This is a genomic window from Aeromonas sp. DNRA1 (assembly GCF_963888745.1).
In the GTDB taxonomy this organism is placed as follows: domain Bacteria; phylum Pseudomonadota; class Gammaproteobacteria; order Enterobacterales; family Aeromonadaceae; genus Aeromonas; species Aeromonas hydrophila.
The window spans coordinates 1,239,548-1,254,380 of sequence record NZ_CAWPKQ010000001.1 but is presented as its reverse complement, the minus strand read 5'-3'; the positions used below and the strand labels follow the sequence as shown (position 1 = coordinate 1,254,380).

At 60.3% G+C, this 14,833-nt stretch carries 14 protein-coding genes and 1 pseudogene; 12 read left to right on the top strand and 3 right to left on the bottom strand.

Annotation, left to right across the window (positions count from 1 at the left end; all coding sequences use genetic code 11):
• The first annotated feature begins 41 nt into the window (after positions 1 to 41).
• From mutL to AACQ43_RS05700, 7 genes are all read left to right on the top strand, one after another.
• Positions 42 to 1,910 (top strand): DNA mismatch repair endonuclease MutL, encoded by a 1,869-nt coding sequence (gene mutL / locus AACQ43_RS05730; protein WP_168966402.1) that lies wholly within the window; start codon positions 42 to 44, stop codon positions 1,908 to 1,910.
• A 93-nt stretch (positions 1,911 to 2,003) separates the two neighbouring features.
• Positions 2,004 to 2,921, top strand: coding sequence for a tRNA (adenosine(37)-N6)-dimethylallyltransferase MiaA (miaA, locus tag AACQ43_RS05725; RefSeq protein ID WP_139750366.1), 918 nt, complete (start codon positions 2,004 to 2,006; stop codon positions 2,919 to 2,921).
• 70 nt (positions 2,922 to 2,991) lie between these two features.
• Positions 2,992 to 3,255 (top strand): RNA chaperone Hfq, encoded by a 264-nt coding sequence (hfq, locus tag AACQ43_RS05720; protein WP_011704864.1) that lies wholly within the window; start codon positions 2,992 to 2,994, stop codon positions 3,253 to 3,255.
• Positions 3,256 to 3,318: 63 nt separating this feature from the next.
• Positions 3,319 to 4,605, top strand: a complete 1,287-nt coding sequence (hflX, locus tag AACQ43_RS05715; protein ID WP_168966400.1) for a ribosome rescue GTPase HflX — start codon at positions 3,319 to 3,321, stop codon at positions 4,603 to 4,605.
• A gap of 91 nt (positions 4,606 to 4,696) precedes the next feature.
• Positions 4,697 to 5,848 (top strand): FtsH protease activity modulator HflK, encoded by a 1,152-nt coding sequence (gene hflK, locus AACQ43_RS05710; RefSeq protein WP_005304223.1) that lies wholly within the window; start codon positions 4,697 to 4,699, stop codon positions 5,846 to 5,848.
• Between the two features lie 3 nt (positions 5,849 to 5,851).
• Entirely contained in the window at positions 5,852 to 6,736 is an 885-nt protein-coding gene (gene hflC / locus AACQ43_RS05705) for a protease modulator HflC (protein ID WP_011704867.1), read from the top strand.
• Positions 6,737 to 6,847: 111 nt separating this feature from the next.
• On the top strand, positions 6,848 to 7,036 hold the full coding sequence (locus AACQ43_RS05700; protein ID WP_011704868.1) for a DUF2065 domain-containing protein: 189 nt from the start codon (positions 6,848 to 6,850) through the stop codon (positions 7,034 to 7,036).
• 84 nt (positions 7,037 to 7,120) lie between these two features.
• Here AACQ43_RS05700 and ispB read toward each other — a convergent pair whose 3' ends face one another.
• On the bottom strand, positions 7,121 to 8,092 hold the full coding sequence (ispB, locus tag AACQ43_RS05695) for an octaprenyl diphosphate synthase (protein ID WP_016349610.1): 972 nt from the start codon (positions 8,090 to 8,092) through the stop codon (positions 7,121 to 7,123).
• A gap of 242 nt (positions 8,093 to 8,334) precedes the next feature.
• Between ispB and rplU the strand changes: the two genes are divergently transcribed.
• The 5 genes and pseudogenes from rplU (at position 8,335) to AACQ43_RS05670 (ending at position 13,944) form a co-directional block, all read left to right on the top strand.
• Positions 8,335 to 8,646, top strand: a complete 312-nt coding sequence (gene rplU, locus AACQ43_RS05690; RefSeq protein WP_005304210.1) for a 50S ribosomal protein L21 — start codon at positions 8,335 to 8,337, stop codon at positions 8,644 to 8,646.
• Positions 8,647 to 8,663: 17 nt separating this feature from the next.
• Positions 8,664 to 8,921 (top strand): 50S ribosomal protein L27, encoded by a 258-nt coding sequence (gene rpmA / locus AACQ43_RS05685; protein ID WP_005339028.1) that lies wholly within the window; start codon positions 8,664 to 8,666, stop codon positions 8,919 to 8,921.
• A gap of 190 nt (positions 8,922 to 9,111) precedes the next feature.
• Positions 9,112 to 10,314, top strand: coding sequence for an Obg family GTPase CgtA (gene cgtA / locus AACQ43_RS05680; RefSeq protein ID WP_011704870.1), 1,203 nt, complete (start codon positions 9,112 to 9,114; stop codon positions 10,312 to 10,314).
• 393 nt (positions 10,315 to 10,707) lie between these two features.
• Positions 10,708 to 12,078, top strand: a complete 1,371-nt coding sequence (locus tag AACQ43_RS05675; protein WP_146062045.1) for a YjiH family protein — start codon at positions 10,708 to 10,710, stop codon at positions 12,076 to 12,078.
• A 171-nt stretch (positions 12,079 to 12,249) separates the two neighbouring features.
• A pseudogene (locus AACQ43_RS05670) lies at positions 12,250 to 13,944 on the top strand (AMP-binding protein).
• Positions 13,945 to 13,986: 42 nt separating this feature from the next.
• On the opposite strand, the gene AACQ43_RS05665 reads toward AACQ43_RS05670, so the two are convergent.
• Positions 13,987 to 14,340: a hypothetical protein gene (locus AACQ43_RS05665; RefSeq protein ID WP_168966398.1), complete on the bottom strand. Its 354-nt coding sequence runs from the start codon at positions 14,338 to 14,340 to the stop codon at positions 13,987 to 13,989.
• Positions 14,341 to 14,416: 76 nt separating this feature from the next.
• The gene (locus tag AACQ43_RS05660) at positions 14,417 to 14,767 is read right to left on the bottom strand and encodes a hypothetical protein (RefSeq protein WP_168966397.1); all 351 of its coding nucleotides are present in this window, start codon (positions 14,765 to 14,767) and stop codon (positions 14,417 to 14,419) included.
• Positions 14,768 to 14,833: the final 66 nt, after the last annotated feature.

Genomic DNA, 14,833 nt, shown 5'->3' with positions numbered 1-14,833 from the left:
CGATTGCCACAGCCACCCCGTTCAACCAGCAGGAGTAAGCGATGCCAATCCGTATATTGCCGCCGATTCTGGCCAACCAGATTGCTGCCGGTGAGGTGGTGGAGCGGCCCTCCTCCGTGGTCAAGGAGCTGGTGGAAAACAGCCTGGATGCGGGTGCCGACCGGGTCGAAATCGACATCGACAAGGGCGGTGCCAAGCTCATTCGTATTCGCGACAATGGCGGTGGTGTGGCCAAAGATGAACTGGTGCTGGCACTGTCGCGCCACGCCACCTCCAAGGTGGCGACTCTCGACGATCTGGAAGGGATCAACAGCCTGGGCTTTCGCGGTGAGGCGCTCGCCTCCATCAGCTCGGTCTCCCGGCTCACCTTCACCTCCCGCACGGCGGAGCAGAGCGAGGCTTGGCAGGCGCAGGCCGAGGGGCGCGAGATGAGCGTCACCGTCAAGCCGGCAGCCCACCCGGTGGGCACCACGGTGGAGGTGGTGGATCTCTTCTTCAACACCCCGGCGCGGCGCAAGTTCATGCGCAGCGAAAAGACCGAATTCGCCCACATCGACGAGCTGGTGCGCCGCATCGCACTCTCCCGCTTCGACGTCACCCTGATCCTGCGTCACAACGGCAAGGTGGTGCGCCAGTACAAGGCCGCTAACACGGTGGCGGAGCAGGAGCGCCGGCTCGCCGCGGTGTGCGGCTCTCCCTTCATGCACCACGCGCTGGCGGTGGAGAGCGAGCACAGCGACGTGCGGCTGTGGGGCTGGCTGGCGACCCCCGAGGGCGCCAGGCCGCAGAACGATCTGCAATACACCTATGTCAACGGCCGCATGATGCGCGACAAGCTGATCAACCACGCCATTCGCCAGGCCTATGACGAGCTGCTGCCGGCCGACCGGTTCGCGGCCTACGTGCTCTACATCGAGCTGGATCCGCGTCAGGTGGACGTCAACGTCCATCCGGCCAAGCACGAGGTGCGCTTTCATCAGGCACGCCTCATTCACGACTTCATCTTCCAGGCGCTGTTTACTGCCCTGCGCCAGCAAGGAGCGGCTAGCGACGAGCCCCTGGCCGAGACCCTGGTCGAGTTGCCGGTCAGTGCCCCCATCGAGTATCCGGGCCAGGCCCCCAGAGCCGAGTGGTATGGCGCCGAGCACAACTACCGGGCGCCGGCCCGGGAAGTGCGGGAAGGGGGCAGTGCCGGGCGAGCCAGCAACTACCAGCCGCCCGAGCCCCCCAGCCGGGAGGCGATGCGCGGCATGGGATCGCTGCTCACCACCTTGCCGGCGGTGCAGGGCACGCCGCTGCCAGAGGCTGAAACCGCGCCTGTTGCCGCTGCCGTGCCCGCCAAAGCGGGGACGTGGCGGGCATTGACCCTGGTGGAACAGGCCTATCTGCTGCTGGAGCGAGACAATCGGCTGGCCCTGCTGTCGCTGGTGCGGGCCGAGCGCCTGCTGCTGCGCCACTGGCTGCTGGAAACCTGGGGCCAGGGGCTGGCGGCCCAGCCACTGCTGCTGCCGGTCTCCTTCAAGCTGCCGAAAAACCTGGTCGCGCTGGTCGAGCAGCAGGATCGTTTGCTTAAACGGATGGGGCTGGAGTTGAAAAGCGGCGGACGCGACACCATGATCCTGACTCGGGTGCCGGCGTTGCTGCGCCAGACCGATCTGGTGCGCTTATTACCCGAATTGCTGCAACTGATCGAGAGCGGATCTGACAGTGATGCCGGCCAGCAGGCTGAAGTACTATGCCAATGGCTGGTGGAGCAGGGGATAAGTCGCGAAAAAGTATACGATTTTGCCACGGCCAACCGCCTGCTGACGGAACTTGTTGCCGATTTCAGTGACCAACTGGCAGACGTTCGCATGGTGCGCCCGCTGGCGCTGACGAGCGTGCTGGCCGAGTTCGCCGATGGCCATTGAGGGGGAATGCCCCTCTTGAACCCATAAACCAGTTTTTTGCAGGTGCGCCGCACGGGTGGCGACCATGCAAGGGGAGTTTTTCACGTGGCTGACTTGCCGACTGCAATTTTTCTGATGGGGCCGACGGCCTCCGGCAAGACGGATCTCGCCATCGAACTGTGCCAGGCGCTGCCCTGCGACATCATCAGCGTGGATTCTGCGCTCATCTATCGCGGCATGGATATCGGCACCGCCAAACCGAGTGCCGCCGAGCTGGCGCTGGCGCCGCACCGGCTGATCGACATCCTGGACCCCGCCATGAGCTATTCGGCGGCCGACTTTTGCAAGGATGCGCTGCGGGAGATGAAAGAGATTGCCGATCGCGGCCGCATTCCGCTGCTGGTGGGCGGCACCATGCTCTATTTCAAGGCGCTGCTGGAGGGGCTCTCTCCGCTGCCTTCCGCCGACCCCGTCATTCGGGCCGGCATCGAGGAAGAGGCGGCCCGTCTTGGCTGGCAGGCACTGCACGATGAACTGGTGCGCATCGACCCGGTGGCCGGTGCCCGCATCCATCCCAATGATCCACAGCGGCTCAGCCGGGCGCTCGAGGTCTACCGCATCAGCGGCAAGACCCTCACCGAGCTGACCCAGGTGCAGGGGGAGGGGTTGCCCTATCGGGTGTTGCAGTTTGCCATCGCACCAAGCGATCGCGCAGTGCTGCACCAGCGCATCGAGCTGCGCTTTGACAAGATGCTGCAGGGGGGCTTTGAACAGGAAGTCAGGGCACTCTACCAACGGGGCGATCTCACCCCGGATCTTCCCTCCATCCGCTGCGTGGGATACCGCCAAATGTGGGACTACCTGGCGGGGGAAGTGGAGTATGATGAGATGCGCTATCGCGGAATTGTTGCCACCCGCCAGTTGGCCAAGCGTCAAATGACCTGGTTGCGCGGTTGGTCTGATGTGACCTGGTTGGAATCTGGTGAGTCTGGCAATCTGGCAAGGGTCGTCGCCCGTGCCGGAGTGGCTTGACACTCCTGTATAATCAGGTTGTTATATTGATATCCGGTGTTTAAAAACAACAAACTATAAGGAAAAGAAGATGGCTAAGGGGCAATCTCTCCAAGACCCGTTTTTGAATGCGCTGCGCCGTGAGCGGATTCCTGTTTCTATCTATTTGGTAAACGGCATCAAACTGCAGGGTCAGATCGAATCGTTTGACCAGTTTGTCATTTTGCTGAAGAACACCGTGAGCCAGATGGTCTACAAGCACGCCATCTCTACCGTGGTACCGGCCCGTGCCGTCAACCACCACCAGCATGCGCCGGGCGCGGCTGGCGAAGAGCAGGGTGAAGCCGAGGCGTGATATCCCGGGACGAGGCGACTCGTCAACCCAGATTCATCATGATTCCTGTCAAGGAGCAAGCGCTTGTTTGACCGTTATGAAGCCGGCGAACAGGCCGTTCTGGTACATGTCAACTTCAGTGATGAGGGTGAGCGGGAGGATCTGGAAGAGCTCAAGATGCTGGTGAGCTCGGCCGGGGTCAATGCGCTGGGGGTGATCACCACCATCCGCAGTGCGCCCAGTGCCAAATTTTTTGTCGGCAGCGGCAAGGCTGAAGAGATAGCGTCCCAGGTCCAGATGCTGGATGCCGACGTCGTCATCTTCAACCATGCCCTGACCCCTGCCCAGGAGCGCAACCTGGAGCGTCTGTTCCAGTGCCGGGTAGTGGACAGGACCGGCCTGATCCTCGATATCTTTGCCCAGCGCGCCCGTACCCACGAAGGCAAGTTGCAGGTCGAACTGGCCCAGTTACGCCATCTTTCTACTCGCCTGGTGCGAGGCTGGACCCACCTTGAACGTCAGAAGGGCGGGATCGGCCTGCGCGGCCCGGGTGAAACTCAGCTGGAAACCGACCGTCGCCTGTTGCGTGAGCGCATCAAGGCGATTTTGCGTCGGCTCGACAAGGTGGCCAAGCAGCGGGAGCAGGGGCGTCGTGCCCGCAACCGCAACGAGGTGCCGACCGTTTCTCTGGTGGGTTACACCAACGCCGGAAAGTCCACTTTGTTCAACCAACTTACAGCTGCCAGCGCGTATGCTGCCGACCAATTGTTCGCAACCTTGGATCCGACCCTGCGCAAATTGGTGATCCAGGATGTGGGTGATGTGATTCTGGCGGATACAGTTGGATTTATTCGACACTTGCCCCATGATCTGGTCGCGGCCTTCAAGGCGACGCTGCAGGAGACCCGCGAAGCGGACCTGCTGCTGCACGTGGTGGACTGTGCCGATGAGCAGATGCAGGAAAATATCGAGTCGGTGCAGCAGGTGCTGGCCGAGATCGAAGCCGATGACCGACCCCAGCTGATGATCTGCAACAAGATCGACAAGCTGGGTGAACATCCGGTCGGGCTGGAACGTGACGAAGAGGGGCGCCCGGTGCGGGTCTGGCTGTCAGCCCAGACCGGGGAAGGATGTGCAGACCTGTTTACGGCCCTGACTGAATTGCTGGCCGGATCCATGGTGCACCACACCCTGCAGTTGCCGCCTTCGGCCGCCAGATTGCGCAGTGCGCTCTATCGCCTCAAGGGCATCGAGCAGGAAGGTTTCAGCGAGGAGGGGGATTTTGTGTTGGAAGTCCGCCTGCAACTGGCTGACTGGAACCGCCTCATGAAACAAGAAGGTGAGAGTTTACAACGCTTTATCAGGCATTGATTCGTCGATGAGATGAATGTTTGCTGGCTTCATCAACGGTTGATGGCCCGATAGAGATGATATCCATCCGCATGTATTAATGGAGACGCTGATGGCTTGGAATGAGCCTGGTAACAACGGCAAAGACCGTGACCCCTGGGGGAACAACGGCAAGAATCAGGGACCCCCTGATTTGGACGAGATGCTGCGCAAGGTGAGCCGCCGTTTTGGTGGTCTGCTCGGTGGCGGCAAGTCTGGTGGTGGCGATGTAGGCAAGTTTGGCCTCTCCATCGCCTTGGTGGTGGCGGTAGTGGTGTGGGTCGTCAGCGGCTTCTATACCATTCGTGAAGCCGAGCGGGGCGTGGTGCTGCGCTTTGGCGAGTACTCCCACAACGTGGATCCTGGCCTGCGCTGGAAGCCGACCTTCATCGACCGGGTGATCCCGGTGGACGTGGAATCGGTCCGCTCCCTGCCGGCTTCCGGTTTCATGCTGACCCAGGACGAGAACGTGGTGCGGGTCGAGATGGACGTGCAGTATCGCGTGGTCGACCCGGAGCAGTATCTGTTCAGCGTTACCAACGCCGACGAGAGCCTGAGCCAGGCCACCGACAGCGCCCTGCGTTACGTGGTGGGCCACACCCGGATGGATGACGTGCTGACCACCGGTCGTGAGAAGGTGCGCCAGGAGACCTGGCAGGTGATCGACAGCATCATCGAGCCGTATCACATGGGTCTGCAGATCGTCGACGTCAACTTCCTGCCGGCACGTCCGCCGGAAGAGGTGAAAGACGCCTTCGATGACGCCATCTCCGCCCAGGAAGATGAACAGCGCTTCATTCGTGAAGCCGAAGCCTATGCCCGTGAAGTGGAACCGAAGGCCCGTGGCCAGGTCAAGCGTCTGGAGCAGGAGGCTGAAGCCTACAAGTCCCAGATCGTGCTGAAGGCCAAGGGTGAAGTCGCTCGCTTCAACGAGTTGCTGCCCCAGTATCAGGCTGCGCCCGAGCTGACCCGCGATCGTATCTACCTGGAGACCATGGAAGAGCTGTATCAGCAGGCCAACAAGGTGGTGGTCGACATGCCGGCTGGCAACAACAGCATGATCTATCTGCCGCTCGACAAGCTTTCCGGCAAGGCGAACGCAGTGCAACCGGCTCGTCCGGCAGGTGCGCCGGTGGTGGAACAGACCCCGCCGTCCAATGAAGGGGCCAACTCCACTCCGACTCCGCTGCGTAGCGGCGACCGTTTCAGCTCAGGGAGAAACTAATAGATGAAAAAGATAGCTATTGGTGTCATCGCTGTGGCCGCCATGGTCTGCTTCTCGTCGGTCTTCATCGTCGATGAAGGTCAGAAGGGCATCGTCGTGCAGTTCGGCAAGGTGAAGCGGGTCGACTCCGGTGAACCGCGCCTGTACGAGCCGGGCCTGCACTTCAAGGTGCCGCTCATCGACCAGGTTCGCAAGATGGATGCCCGCATCCAGACCCTTGAAGGCCAGGCGGATCGCTTCGTTACATCCGAGAAGAAGGACCTCATCATCGACTCCTACGTGAAGTGGAAGATCGAGGACTTCTCCAAGTACTACCTGGCGACCGGTGGTGGCAACAAGATCCAGGCCGAAGACCTGCTCAAGCGCAAGATCAACAACGGTCTGCGTTCCGAGATCGGTAACCGCACCATCAAGGACATCGTCTCCGGTGAGCGCAGTACCGTGATGGAAGATGCCCTGATGAAGATGGCGCGCTCCTCCGAGCTCGGCATCAAGGTGGTGGATGTGCGGATCAAGCAGATCAACCTGCCAGTGGAAGTCTCCAGCTCCATCTATCAGCGGATGCGTGCCGAGCGGACTGCGGTAGCCCGTGAGCATCGCTCCCAGGGCCGCGAGCAGGCCGAGATCCTGCGTGCCGACATCGACCGCAAGGTGACCGTGATGATCGCCGACGCCGAGAGTAATGCCCGTCAGCTGCGTGGTGAAGGGGATGCCGAGGCCGCCAAGATCTATGCCGACAGCTACAAGAAAGACCCCGAGTTTTTCAGCTTCGTGCGCAGCATGGAGGCCTATCGCAAGAGCTTCGCCGGTGGCAATGACCTGATGGTCCTCAAGCCGGACAGCGAGTTCTTCCGCTACCTCAAGTCGCCGCACGGCAGCAAGCAGTAAGCGAGTCGCAATGATACTCAAGGGCCTGATTATTCAGGCCCTTTTGTTTGGCGGTCAGGGGCTTGCCGGTATCCCGGCAGCTTGTGGACATGGTGATTGAAAGGAGAGGTGATGCTGACATCCATCTTGATGGGGCTGGGCTTACTGTTGCTGTTCGAGGGGTTGGGACCGCTGCTGATGCCGCGCGCCTGGCAACAGATGCTGCGGCTGCTGAGCGAGCAGCCCACCGAGCAGCTGCGCCGCATCGGCGGCTGTCTAGTGGTGGCCGGGGCCGTTATTCTGTGGGCGCTGGCGCGATAGAGGATGGTGATGAGTGAGCAAGGCTGTGTTTCCCGGACAATAAAAAAGAGGCCAAAGGGCCTCTTTTTTATTTCCGGCTGAGCATCAGGCGCTGCGCTGGACCGCCATATGGGCCAGTGTTGCCAATGCCTGCTTGTGCTGGGAGTCCGGCAGGATGGCGAGGGCCGCGATAGCCTTGTCGGCCTCTTCCCGGGCCCGCATGCGGGAGTATTCCAGCGCGCCGGTACGGTCGAGGATGGCCAGGATCCGGTCGAGGTGCTCCATGCCGTTGCGGTGCTCGATGGCATCGCGCACCAGCTGGCGCTCTTCCGGGCTACCTACTTCCATGGCCCGCAGCAGCGGCAGGGTCGGTTTGCCTTCGGCCAGGTCATCGCCGACGTTCTTGCCCATCTCGTCGCTCTGGGAGCAGTAGTCCATCACGTCGTCGATGATCTGGAAGGCAGTGCCCAGATACTTGCCATAGTCGGTCATCGCCTGCTCGACGGGATCTGGCTGATGGGTCAGTACGGCGGCGAGGCGGGTGGCGGCTTCGAACAGCTTGGCGGTCTTGCAGTAGATGACCGTCATGTAGCTCTCTTCGGTGGTATCCGGATCGTTGCAGTTCATCAGCTGCAACACTTCCCCTTCGGCGATGGTGTTGGTGGCATCGGAGAGGATCTCCATCACCCGCAGGTTGGAGAGCTCGCTCATCATCTGGAAGGAGCGGCTGTAGAGATAGTCACCCACCAGCACGCTGGCGGCATTGCCGAACAGGGCATTGGCGGTTTCGCGGCCGCGGCGCAGGTCGGATTCGTCGACCACGTCGTCGTGCAGCAGGGTGGAGGTATGAATGAATTCGATGATGGCTGCCAGTTTCAGGTGATCTTCACCTTCGTATCCCAGTGCGCGGGCGGCCATGACGGTCAGCATGGGGCGCATCCGTTTCCCGCCTGCACTGACAATATAGAAACCCAGCTGGTTGATCAGGCTGACATCGGACTGGAGTCTTGCCAGGATCAGTTCATTGACCGCCGTCATGTCGGCGGCACAGAGCGCACGGATAGTCTGTTGGTCCATAAGTCTCGTAACGTGACGGCAGTGATGACTGCGATTTTAGCAATGGCGGGGATTCTACACGATTTCACAATGGGTTACAGTTAAGCGTTTGTTCACGGCGGCAGATATGCGCACAAAATAAACTTTTTGCTAAATTGGCCTTGCCTGAGCAAATCGATTTGCGTAGAATGCCGGCCCATTGTTATAGGTTTTTGCGCGTGTCTGGCCTTGAGCAAAAGACACGCCTTTACGGAGTTAATCAAATGTACGCGGTATTCCAAAGCGGCGGAAAACAACACCGTGTGGCCGAAGGTCAAATCGTTCGTCTGGAAAAGCTGAACGTTGAGACTGGCGCTACCATCGACTTCAACGAAGTGCTGATGGTTGCTGCAGGCGACACTTTTAAAGTAGGTGCTCCTTTCGTTGAAGGTGGCAAGGTTGTAGCTGAAGTTGTGGCTCACGGCCGTGGCGAGAAAGTGACTATCGTCAAGTTCCGTCGTCGTAAGCACCACCGTAAGCAAGCGGGCCACCGTCAGTGGTTCACTGAAGTCAAAATCACTGGCATCAGCGCTTAATTAGAGGAGTACGATAGATGGCACACAAAAAAGCTGGCGGTTCATCCCGCAACGGCCGCGATTCAGAAGCTAAACGCCTGGGCGTGAAGCGTTTCGGCGGCGAAACAGTTCTGGCTGGCAGCATCATCGTTCGTCAGCGTGGCACCAAGTTCCACGCCGGTACCAACGTTGGTCTGGGCAAGGATCACACCCTGTTCGCTACTGCGACTGGTAAAATCCTGTTCGAAGTTAAAGGTCCGCTGAACCGTAAGTACGTTAGCATCGTTGCTGAGTAATTACGGACCGCAAGGATCCGAAGCCCCGCCAACAGGCGGGGCTTTTGTTTTTCTGCAGCAGTTTACGAAAAAACGGCACGCAGCTGACCCTGGCTCTGAAAGGGCATGCTTGGCAAGATGCGTATCGCCCGCAGGGGTCTGTACCACTATAATTGCGTATCGGTTTTTCGAATTAAGGTGACGGTTACCTATGAAGTTTGTTGATGAAGTCCAGATTCGAGTCGATGCCGGTGACGGTGGTAACGGTTGTGTAAGCTTTCGCCGTGAGAAGTACATTCCGAACGGCGGCCCGGACGGCGGTGACGGCGGTGACGGTGGCGACGTATATCTGGTTGCCGATGAAAACCTGAACACCCTGATCGACTACCGTTTCGAGCGTTTTCACGCCGCCGAACGTGGCGAGAATGGCCAGAGCGCCAACTGTACCGGCCGTCGCGGCAAGGACAGGATCCTGCGCGTACCGGTCGGCACCCGCGCCAGCGATGAAGACACCGGCGAACTGCTGGGTGACCTGACTCACCACGAGCAGAAGCTGCTGGTCGCCAAGGGCGGCTTCCATGGTCTTGGCAACACCCGTTTCAAGAGCTCCGTCAACCGGGCACCGCGCCAGAAGAGCAACGGTACCCCGGGTGAAGTGCGTACCCTGAAGCTGGAACTGTTGCTGCTGGCCGACGTCGGCATGCTGGGTCTGCCCAACGCCGGCAAGTCCACCTTCATCCGTGCCGTCTCCGCGGCCCGTCCGAAAGTGGCCGATTACCCCTTTACCACCCTGGTACCGAACCTGGGCGTGGTGCGTGGTGAGAACTCCCGCTCCTTCGTCATCGCCGACATTCCCGGTCTGATCGAAGGTGCCGCCGAAGGCGCTGGCCTCGGTATCCGCTTCCTCAAGCACCTCGAGCGCTGCCGCGTGCTGATCCATCTGGTGGACATCTGCCCGGTCGATGGTTCTGATCCGGCTGAAAATGCGGTGACCATTGTCCGGGAGCTGGAAAAGTACAGCCCGGAACTGGCGAGCAAGCCGCGCTGGCTGGTGTTCAACAAGATGGATCTGATCCTGGAAGAAGAGGCGCAGGAAGTGATGGATCGCGTCAAGACTGCCCTCAATCATGAAGGCCCTGTCTACGCCATCACTGCCATCAGCAAGGAAGGGACCAAGAAGGTCTGCTACGACATCCTGGACCTGCTGGATACCATGCCCCGTCAGCTGGCGGAAGATGCCAAAGACGCTATCGAGAAGGTGGAGTTCAAGTGGGACGACTACCACAAGAACCAGCTGGCCAAGGCTGAAGCCGATGCGCTGGCTGCCTCCAAGGCGTTTGATGAATCGCTGGACGACGACGAGTGGGACGACGAAGACGATGATGGCGTAGAAGTCATCTATGTGCGTGACTGACCCACATCCCGTGCGCGGTCGTGATACCGCCACCCGGTGCTGAGAAACCGGAGCCTTCCCAGGCTCCGGTTTTTTTATGGGGATCGACCGTATCACCATATAGATATATTTCTTATGTCACTTATTGCCTGCCAACCGCAACTGATTATACTGCGCACCTGAATGTAACCTTGCTGAAACAATGTGCTAACCAATCGTAATGAATTGATATGCGCATCTGCTTGCGTGCATTCTTATGGAAGGTTTGCCTGTATAAATATTTATGCTTGAAATGATCCATTAAAAGCTTGTTTGTGCATTTTATTGGGGTATTCTTTCGCCCGTTTTGCCGGGTGAAAGCATGGATATGCAGGTTTGCCTGGCTAAGGAAAAGTAACATTAAGGCTGTAGACCATGCTGGAAAAGACTCTGCAAGCACCTGCGCTCAATACCCGCCGCAACGTGCTGATGTTCCTGGTCCCGTCACTTATCGGGATCCTGCTGTTCATGACCCCCGTCATCTATGACGGAAACGTCACCATCCCCGTGGCTGTGCTGGCGAAGCTGGTACAGACGGTGTTTGCCGATTATCTGGTGGCCATGGTCAGCGCCATCATCACCACCACCATGCTGATGACGCTGGTAGCCTGGCTGTTCAAGCCGGCGATCCTGGTCAGACGCCCTTTCCTCAACAGCCTGTTCAACGTTTCTCCCTTCTGGGCCTGCGTGCGGGTGCTGGGCGGGATCTTCGTGCTGTTGACCTTCTTTGAAGCCGGTCCCGAGGTGCTGCGCTCCGATGCGACCGGTGGCCTGGTGCTGCATGATCTGCTGCCGGTGCTGTTCTCCGTCTTCATCTTCGCCGGCCTGCTGCTGCCCTTGCTGCTCGATTTCGGTCTGCTGGAGTTTGTCGGCACCATGATGACCCGTATCATGCGCCCGGTGTTCCGTCTGCCCGGTCGCTCTGCGGTGGACTGTTTCGCCTCCTGGCTGGGGGATGGCAGCGTCGGCATCCTGCTGACCAGCAAACAGTACGAAGGCAAGTTCTACACCCAGCGGGAAGCGGCCGTCATCGGCACCACCTTCTCCGCCGTCTCCATCACCTTCTGCCTGGTGGTGATCTCTCAGGTTCGGCTGGAGCACATGTTCGTGCCCTTCTACCTGACCGTCTGTCTGGCCGGGGTGGTAGCCGCCATCGTGGTGCCGCGTTTGCCGCCGCTCTGCTGGAAGAAGGATGTCTACAGCGACGGTACTCCCCTGTGTCGCAAGCAGGAGTCGGTGCCGCACCAGCACAGCGTGCTGAGTTACGGCTATGAGCGGGCCCTGACCAAGGCCGAGGGCATGACCGACATGGGGGCAGTGGCACGGGAAGGGGTGAAGAATGCGCTGGACATGATCTTCGGCGTGCTGCCGGTGGTGATGGCCATCGGCACCTGCGCCCTGATGCTGGCCGAGCACACCTCCATCTTCAATTGGCTGGGGGCCCCTTTCGTACCCTTGCTGGAGCTGCTGCAACTGCCAGAGGCAGAAGCGGCCTCCAAGACCATCATGGTGGGCTTTGCCGACATGTTCATCCCGGCGGTGCTGGCTTCCACCATCGAGAGCGACATCACCCGCTTCGTGATCGCCGCCATGTCGGTCACCCAGCTCATCTACATGTCGGAAGTGGGCGCCCTGCTGCTGGGCAGCAAGATCCCGGTCAAGCTGTGGGAGCTGTTCGTGATCTTCCTGCTGCGTACCCTGATCACCCTGCCGGTCATCGCCGGGGTGGCGCATCTGCTGTTCTGATCCGGTTCGCCCCTTGTCACACGGTCAACCTCGGTTGGCCGTTTTTTTATGGCCGGCATTAGACCAAAGTGAGTCTTTTACAGGCCTTGTTTTTACATTAATGTAACAGGCTGCAAAAACACGCCAGCCGAGCAGTAGGCACGTCCAACCTATGTGGCCAGGAGTCACCCCATGACCTCACTGCTCAGCTACCGGGCCGGTCCCTGCGATCAGCCGCTGCTTCACCAGACCATAGGCGCCTACCTGCAACATGTGGCGGAACGTTTCCCCGACCGGCCCGCAGTGGTGGTGCGCCACCAGCAGATCCGCTGGAACTACCGTGAATACCTGACCCAGATAGACAGATTGGCGCTGGGCCTGCTGGCGCTCGGGATCCGGCCGGGGGATCGGGTCGGCATCTGGTCGCCAAACAACATCGAGTGGTGCCTGGTGCAATTCGCCACGGCCCGCATCGGGGCCATCATGGTCTGCATCAATCCCGCCTACCGCAGCTACGAACTGGCCTTTGCCATCAACAACGTGGGCTGTCGTGCCCTCATCTGTGCCAGTGCGTTCAAGGGCTGAGACTATCTCGCCATGCTGGGGGAGCTGGCCCCCGAGCTGGCGCACTGCCCACCCGGCCGTCTCGCATCATCCCGGCTGCCGAGCCTGGAGATGGTGATCCGGTTCGGGGGGGAACCAAGCGCCGGCATGCTCAACTTCCCCGATGTGCTCTCGTTGGGCGATCAGCAGGACCCAGCCTGGCTGGTACGGGTAGCGGCCATCCTCAACCCCGATGACGCCATCAACATCCAGTTCACCTCGGGCACCACGGGAAACCCCAAGGGGGCCACCCTCAGCCACAGCAACATCCTCAACAACGGCCGCCAGGTGGCGCAAGGCATGGCGTTCAGCGAGCAGGACCGGCTCTGCATCCCGGTGCCGCTCTACCACTGTTTTGGCATGGTGCTCGGTAACCTGGTCTGCATCAGCGTGGGGGCCTGCGCCCTGTTTCCGGCCGAAGCCTTCGATCCGGCGGCCACCTTGCGGATGGTGAGCGAGGAGCGCTGCACCGCCCTGCACGGCGTGCCGACCATGTTCATCGCCGAGCTGGAGCTGGCGGAGTTTGACCAGTTCGATCTCTCCTCCCTGCGCACCGGCATCATGGCCGGTGCCATCTGCCCCGAGCCCTTGATGCGCAAGGTACAGACCCTGATGCACATGACCGAGGTGACCATCGCCTACGGCCAGACCGAGTGCAGTCCCATCAATCACATGACCGCCATCGATGCGCCGCTGGACAAGCGGGTCACCACGGTCGGCCGCGCCATCGGCCACACCGAGATCAAGCTGGTCGACCCCGGCGGAGAGATAGTCGCAATCGGCGAGCGGGGCGAGATCTGCTGTCGCAGCAACGGGGTGATGCAGGGGTACTGGCAGGATCCGGTCAAGACGGCGGAGACCATTGACCAGGAGGGGTGGCTGCACTCGGGGGACATCGGCATCATGGATGAAGAGGGCTATGTGCGGATCGTCGGGCGCAGCAAGGAGCTGATCATCCGCGGTGGCGAGAACATCTATCCGCGCGAGATCGAAGAGCGTCTTTACGATCATCCGGCGGTGCAGGATGCGGCGGTGTTCGGGGTCGACAGCGAGCGCTATGGCGAAGAGGTGTGCGCCTGGGTCAAGCTCAGACCCCGCCAGGAGGCCAGCGAGGAGGAACTGAAACAGTTCCTGGCGGCCCGCATCGCCTATTTCAAGGTGCCCAGATACATCCGATTCGTGGAGGAGTACCCCATGACGGTGACCGGCAAGCTGCAAAAATTCAGGATGCGGGAGCTGATGAGCGACGAGCTGGCCCGCCAGCACGCCGAGGCGACGGGCTGAGTGATGGATATACCGGAAAAAGGGCCTGCAGGCCCTTTGTCGTCAGCGACCCAGCGGGTGGGGCTGTGCCGGTGTGCGGGGGCACTGCACCAGCAGAATGTGGGTAGTGAAGGTGCTGGACTGGGGGAAGCTAGGGCGAAATCCCGTCACCGGATCGGCGGCTCCCCTGCTCATCTGGTGAGTGGTAACGGTGCGCTTGCTTCGGTCGACTTGCTGATAGCCGTGGGGGCAGCTCAGTGTCGCCTGCTGCTGGCACTCTTCCAGTCCAGCGCACTCGATCTGGAAGCGTTGCTGGGCGGGATTGATTGCGGGGAGTTCGGTGACGGTGGTGGGTGCCGGCAGCAGGGCGCAGCCGGACAGCAAGATGCTGCCCAGCAGGCATATTCTGGGTGACATAAGAGGCTCGTTCTCGGTGAGGCAAGAGAAGGGCCGGCCAGGATTTGGGTTTCCCGTGCCGGCCGCAAAGCGCAGGTCAGCGCGGCGTGATGCCCATATCGACCGGACACTGGATGGTCAGAGAGTGAACCGTGTTGGCCATGCGATAGGGTTTGCCAGCCTTGTAGACCTTCTTCTCATCGTCATAACTGCCCGCCGTGTATTGGGTGCTGTAGAGCGTCTGCTGACGGCGGTCGGTCTCCTTGTAGCCCTGCGGGCAGGTCTGGTTGGCCTGCTTGAAGCAGGCCGTCATGCTGCTGCATTCGATGTAGAAGCCGCGCTGGCTGGCATCGGCCAGGTGTACCGGAGTGACGGTGGGAGCGGGGGGAGACAGCAAGGAGCAGCCGGACAGCGTCAGCGCGCCGAGCAGAACGAAATGTTTTGACATAGATAACCTGAACAGTGTGGTGTGACAAAGAGTGAGGGGGAGTCTATTGCTCCCCCTTCGCTATAG

What these genes read in the sequence shown, in the direction of transcription:
- AACQ43_RS05675 (WP_146062045.1), top strand. Translation starts at nt 10,708, where the DNA reads ATGCTGGAAAAGACTCTGCAAGCACCTGCGCTCAATACCCGCCGCAAC.
- AACQ43_RS05700 (WP_011704868.1), top strand. Translation starts at nt 6,848, where the DNA reads ATGCTGACATCCATCTTGATGGGGCTGGGCTTACTGTTGCTGTTCGAG.
- rplU (WP_005304210.1), top strand. Translation starts at nt 8,335, where the DNA reads ATGTACGCGGTATTCCAAAGCGGCGGAAAACAACACCGTGTGGCCGAA.
- hflK (WP_005304223.1), top strand. Translation starts at nt 4,697, where the DNA reads ATGGCTTGGAATGAGCCTGGTAACAACGGCAAAGACCGTGACCCCTGG.
- AACQ43_RS05660 (WP_168966397.1), bottom strand. Translation starts at nt 14,767, where the DNA reads ATGTCAAAACATTTCGTTCTGCTCGGCGCGCTGACGCTGTCCGGCTGC.
- cgtA (WP_011704870.1), top strand. Translation starts at nt 9,112, where the DNA reads ATGAAGTTTGTTGATGAAGTCCAGATTCGAGTCGATGCCGGTGACGGT.
- rpmA (WP_005339028.1), top strand. Translation starts at nt 8,664, where the DNA reads ATGGCACACAAAAAAGCTGGCGGTTCATCCCGCAACGGCCGCGATTCA.
- ispB (WP_016349610.1), bottom strand. Translation starts at nt 8,092, where the DNA reads ATGGACCAACAGACTATCCGTGCGCTCTGTGCCGCCGACATGACGGCG.
- mutL (WP_168966402.1), top strand. Translation starts at nt 42, where the DNA reads ATGCCAATCCGTATATTGCCGCCGATTCTGGCCAACCAGATTGCTGCC.
- hflC (WP_011704867.1), top strand. Translation starts at nt 5,852, where the DNA reads ATGAAAAAGATAGCTATTGGTGTCATCGCTGTGGCCGCCATGGTCTGC.
- hfq (WP_011704864.1), top strand. Translation starts at nt 2,992, where the DNA reads ATGGCTAAGGGGCAATCTCTCCAAGACCCGTTTTTGAATGCGCTGCGC.
- AACQ43_RS05665 (WP_168966398.1), bottom strand. Translation starts at nt 14,340, where the DNA reads ATGTCACCCAGAATATGCCTGCTGGGCAGCATCTTGCTGTCCGGCTGC.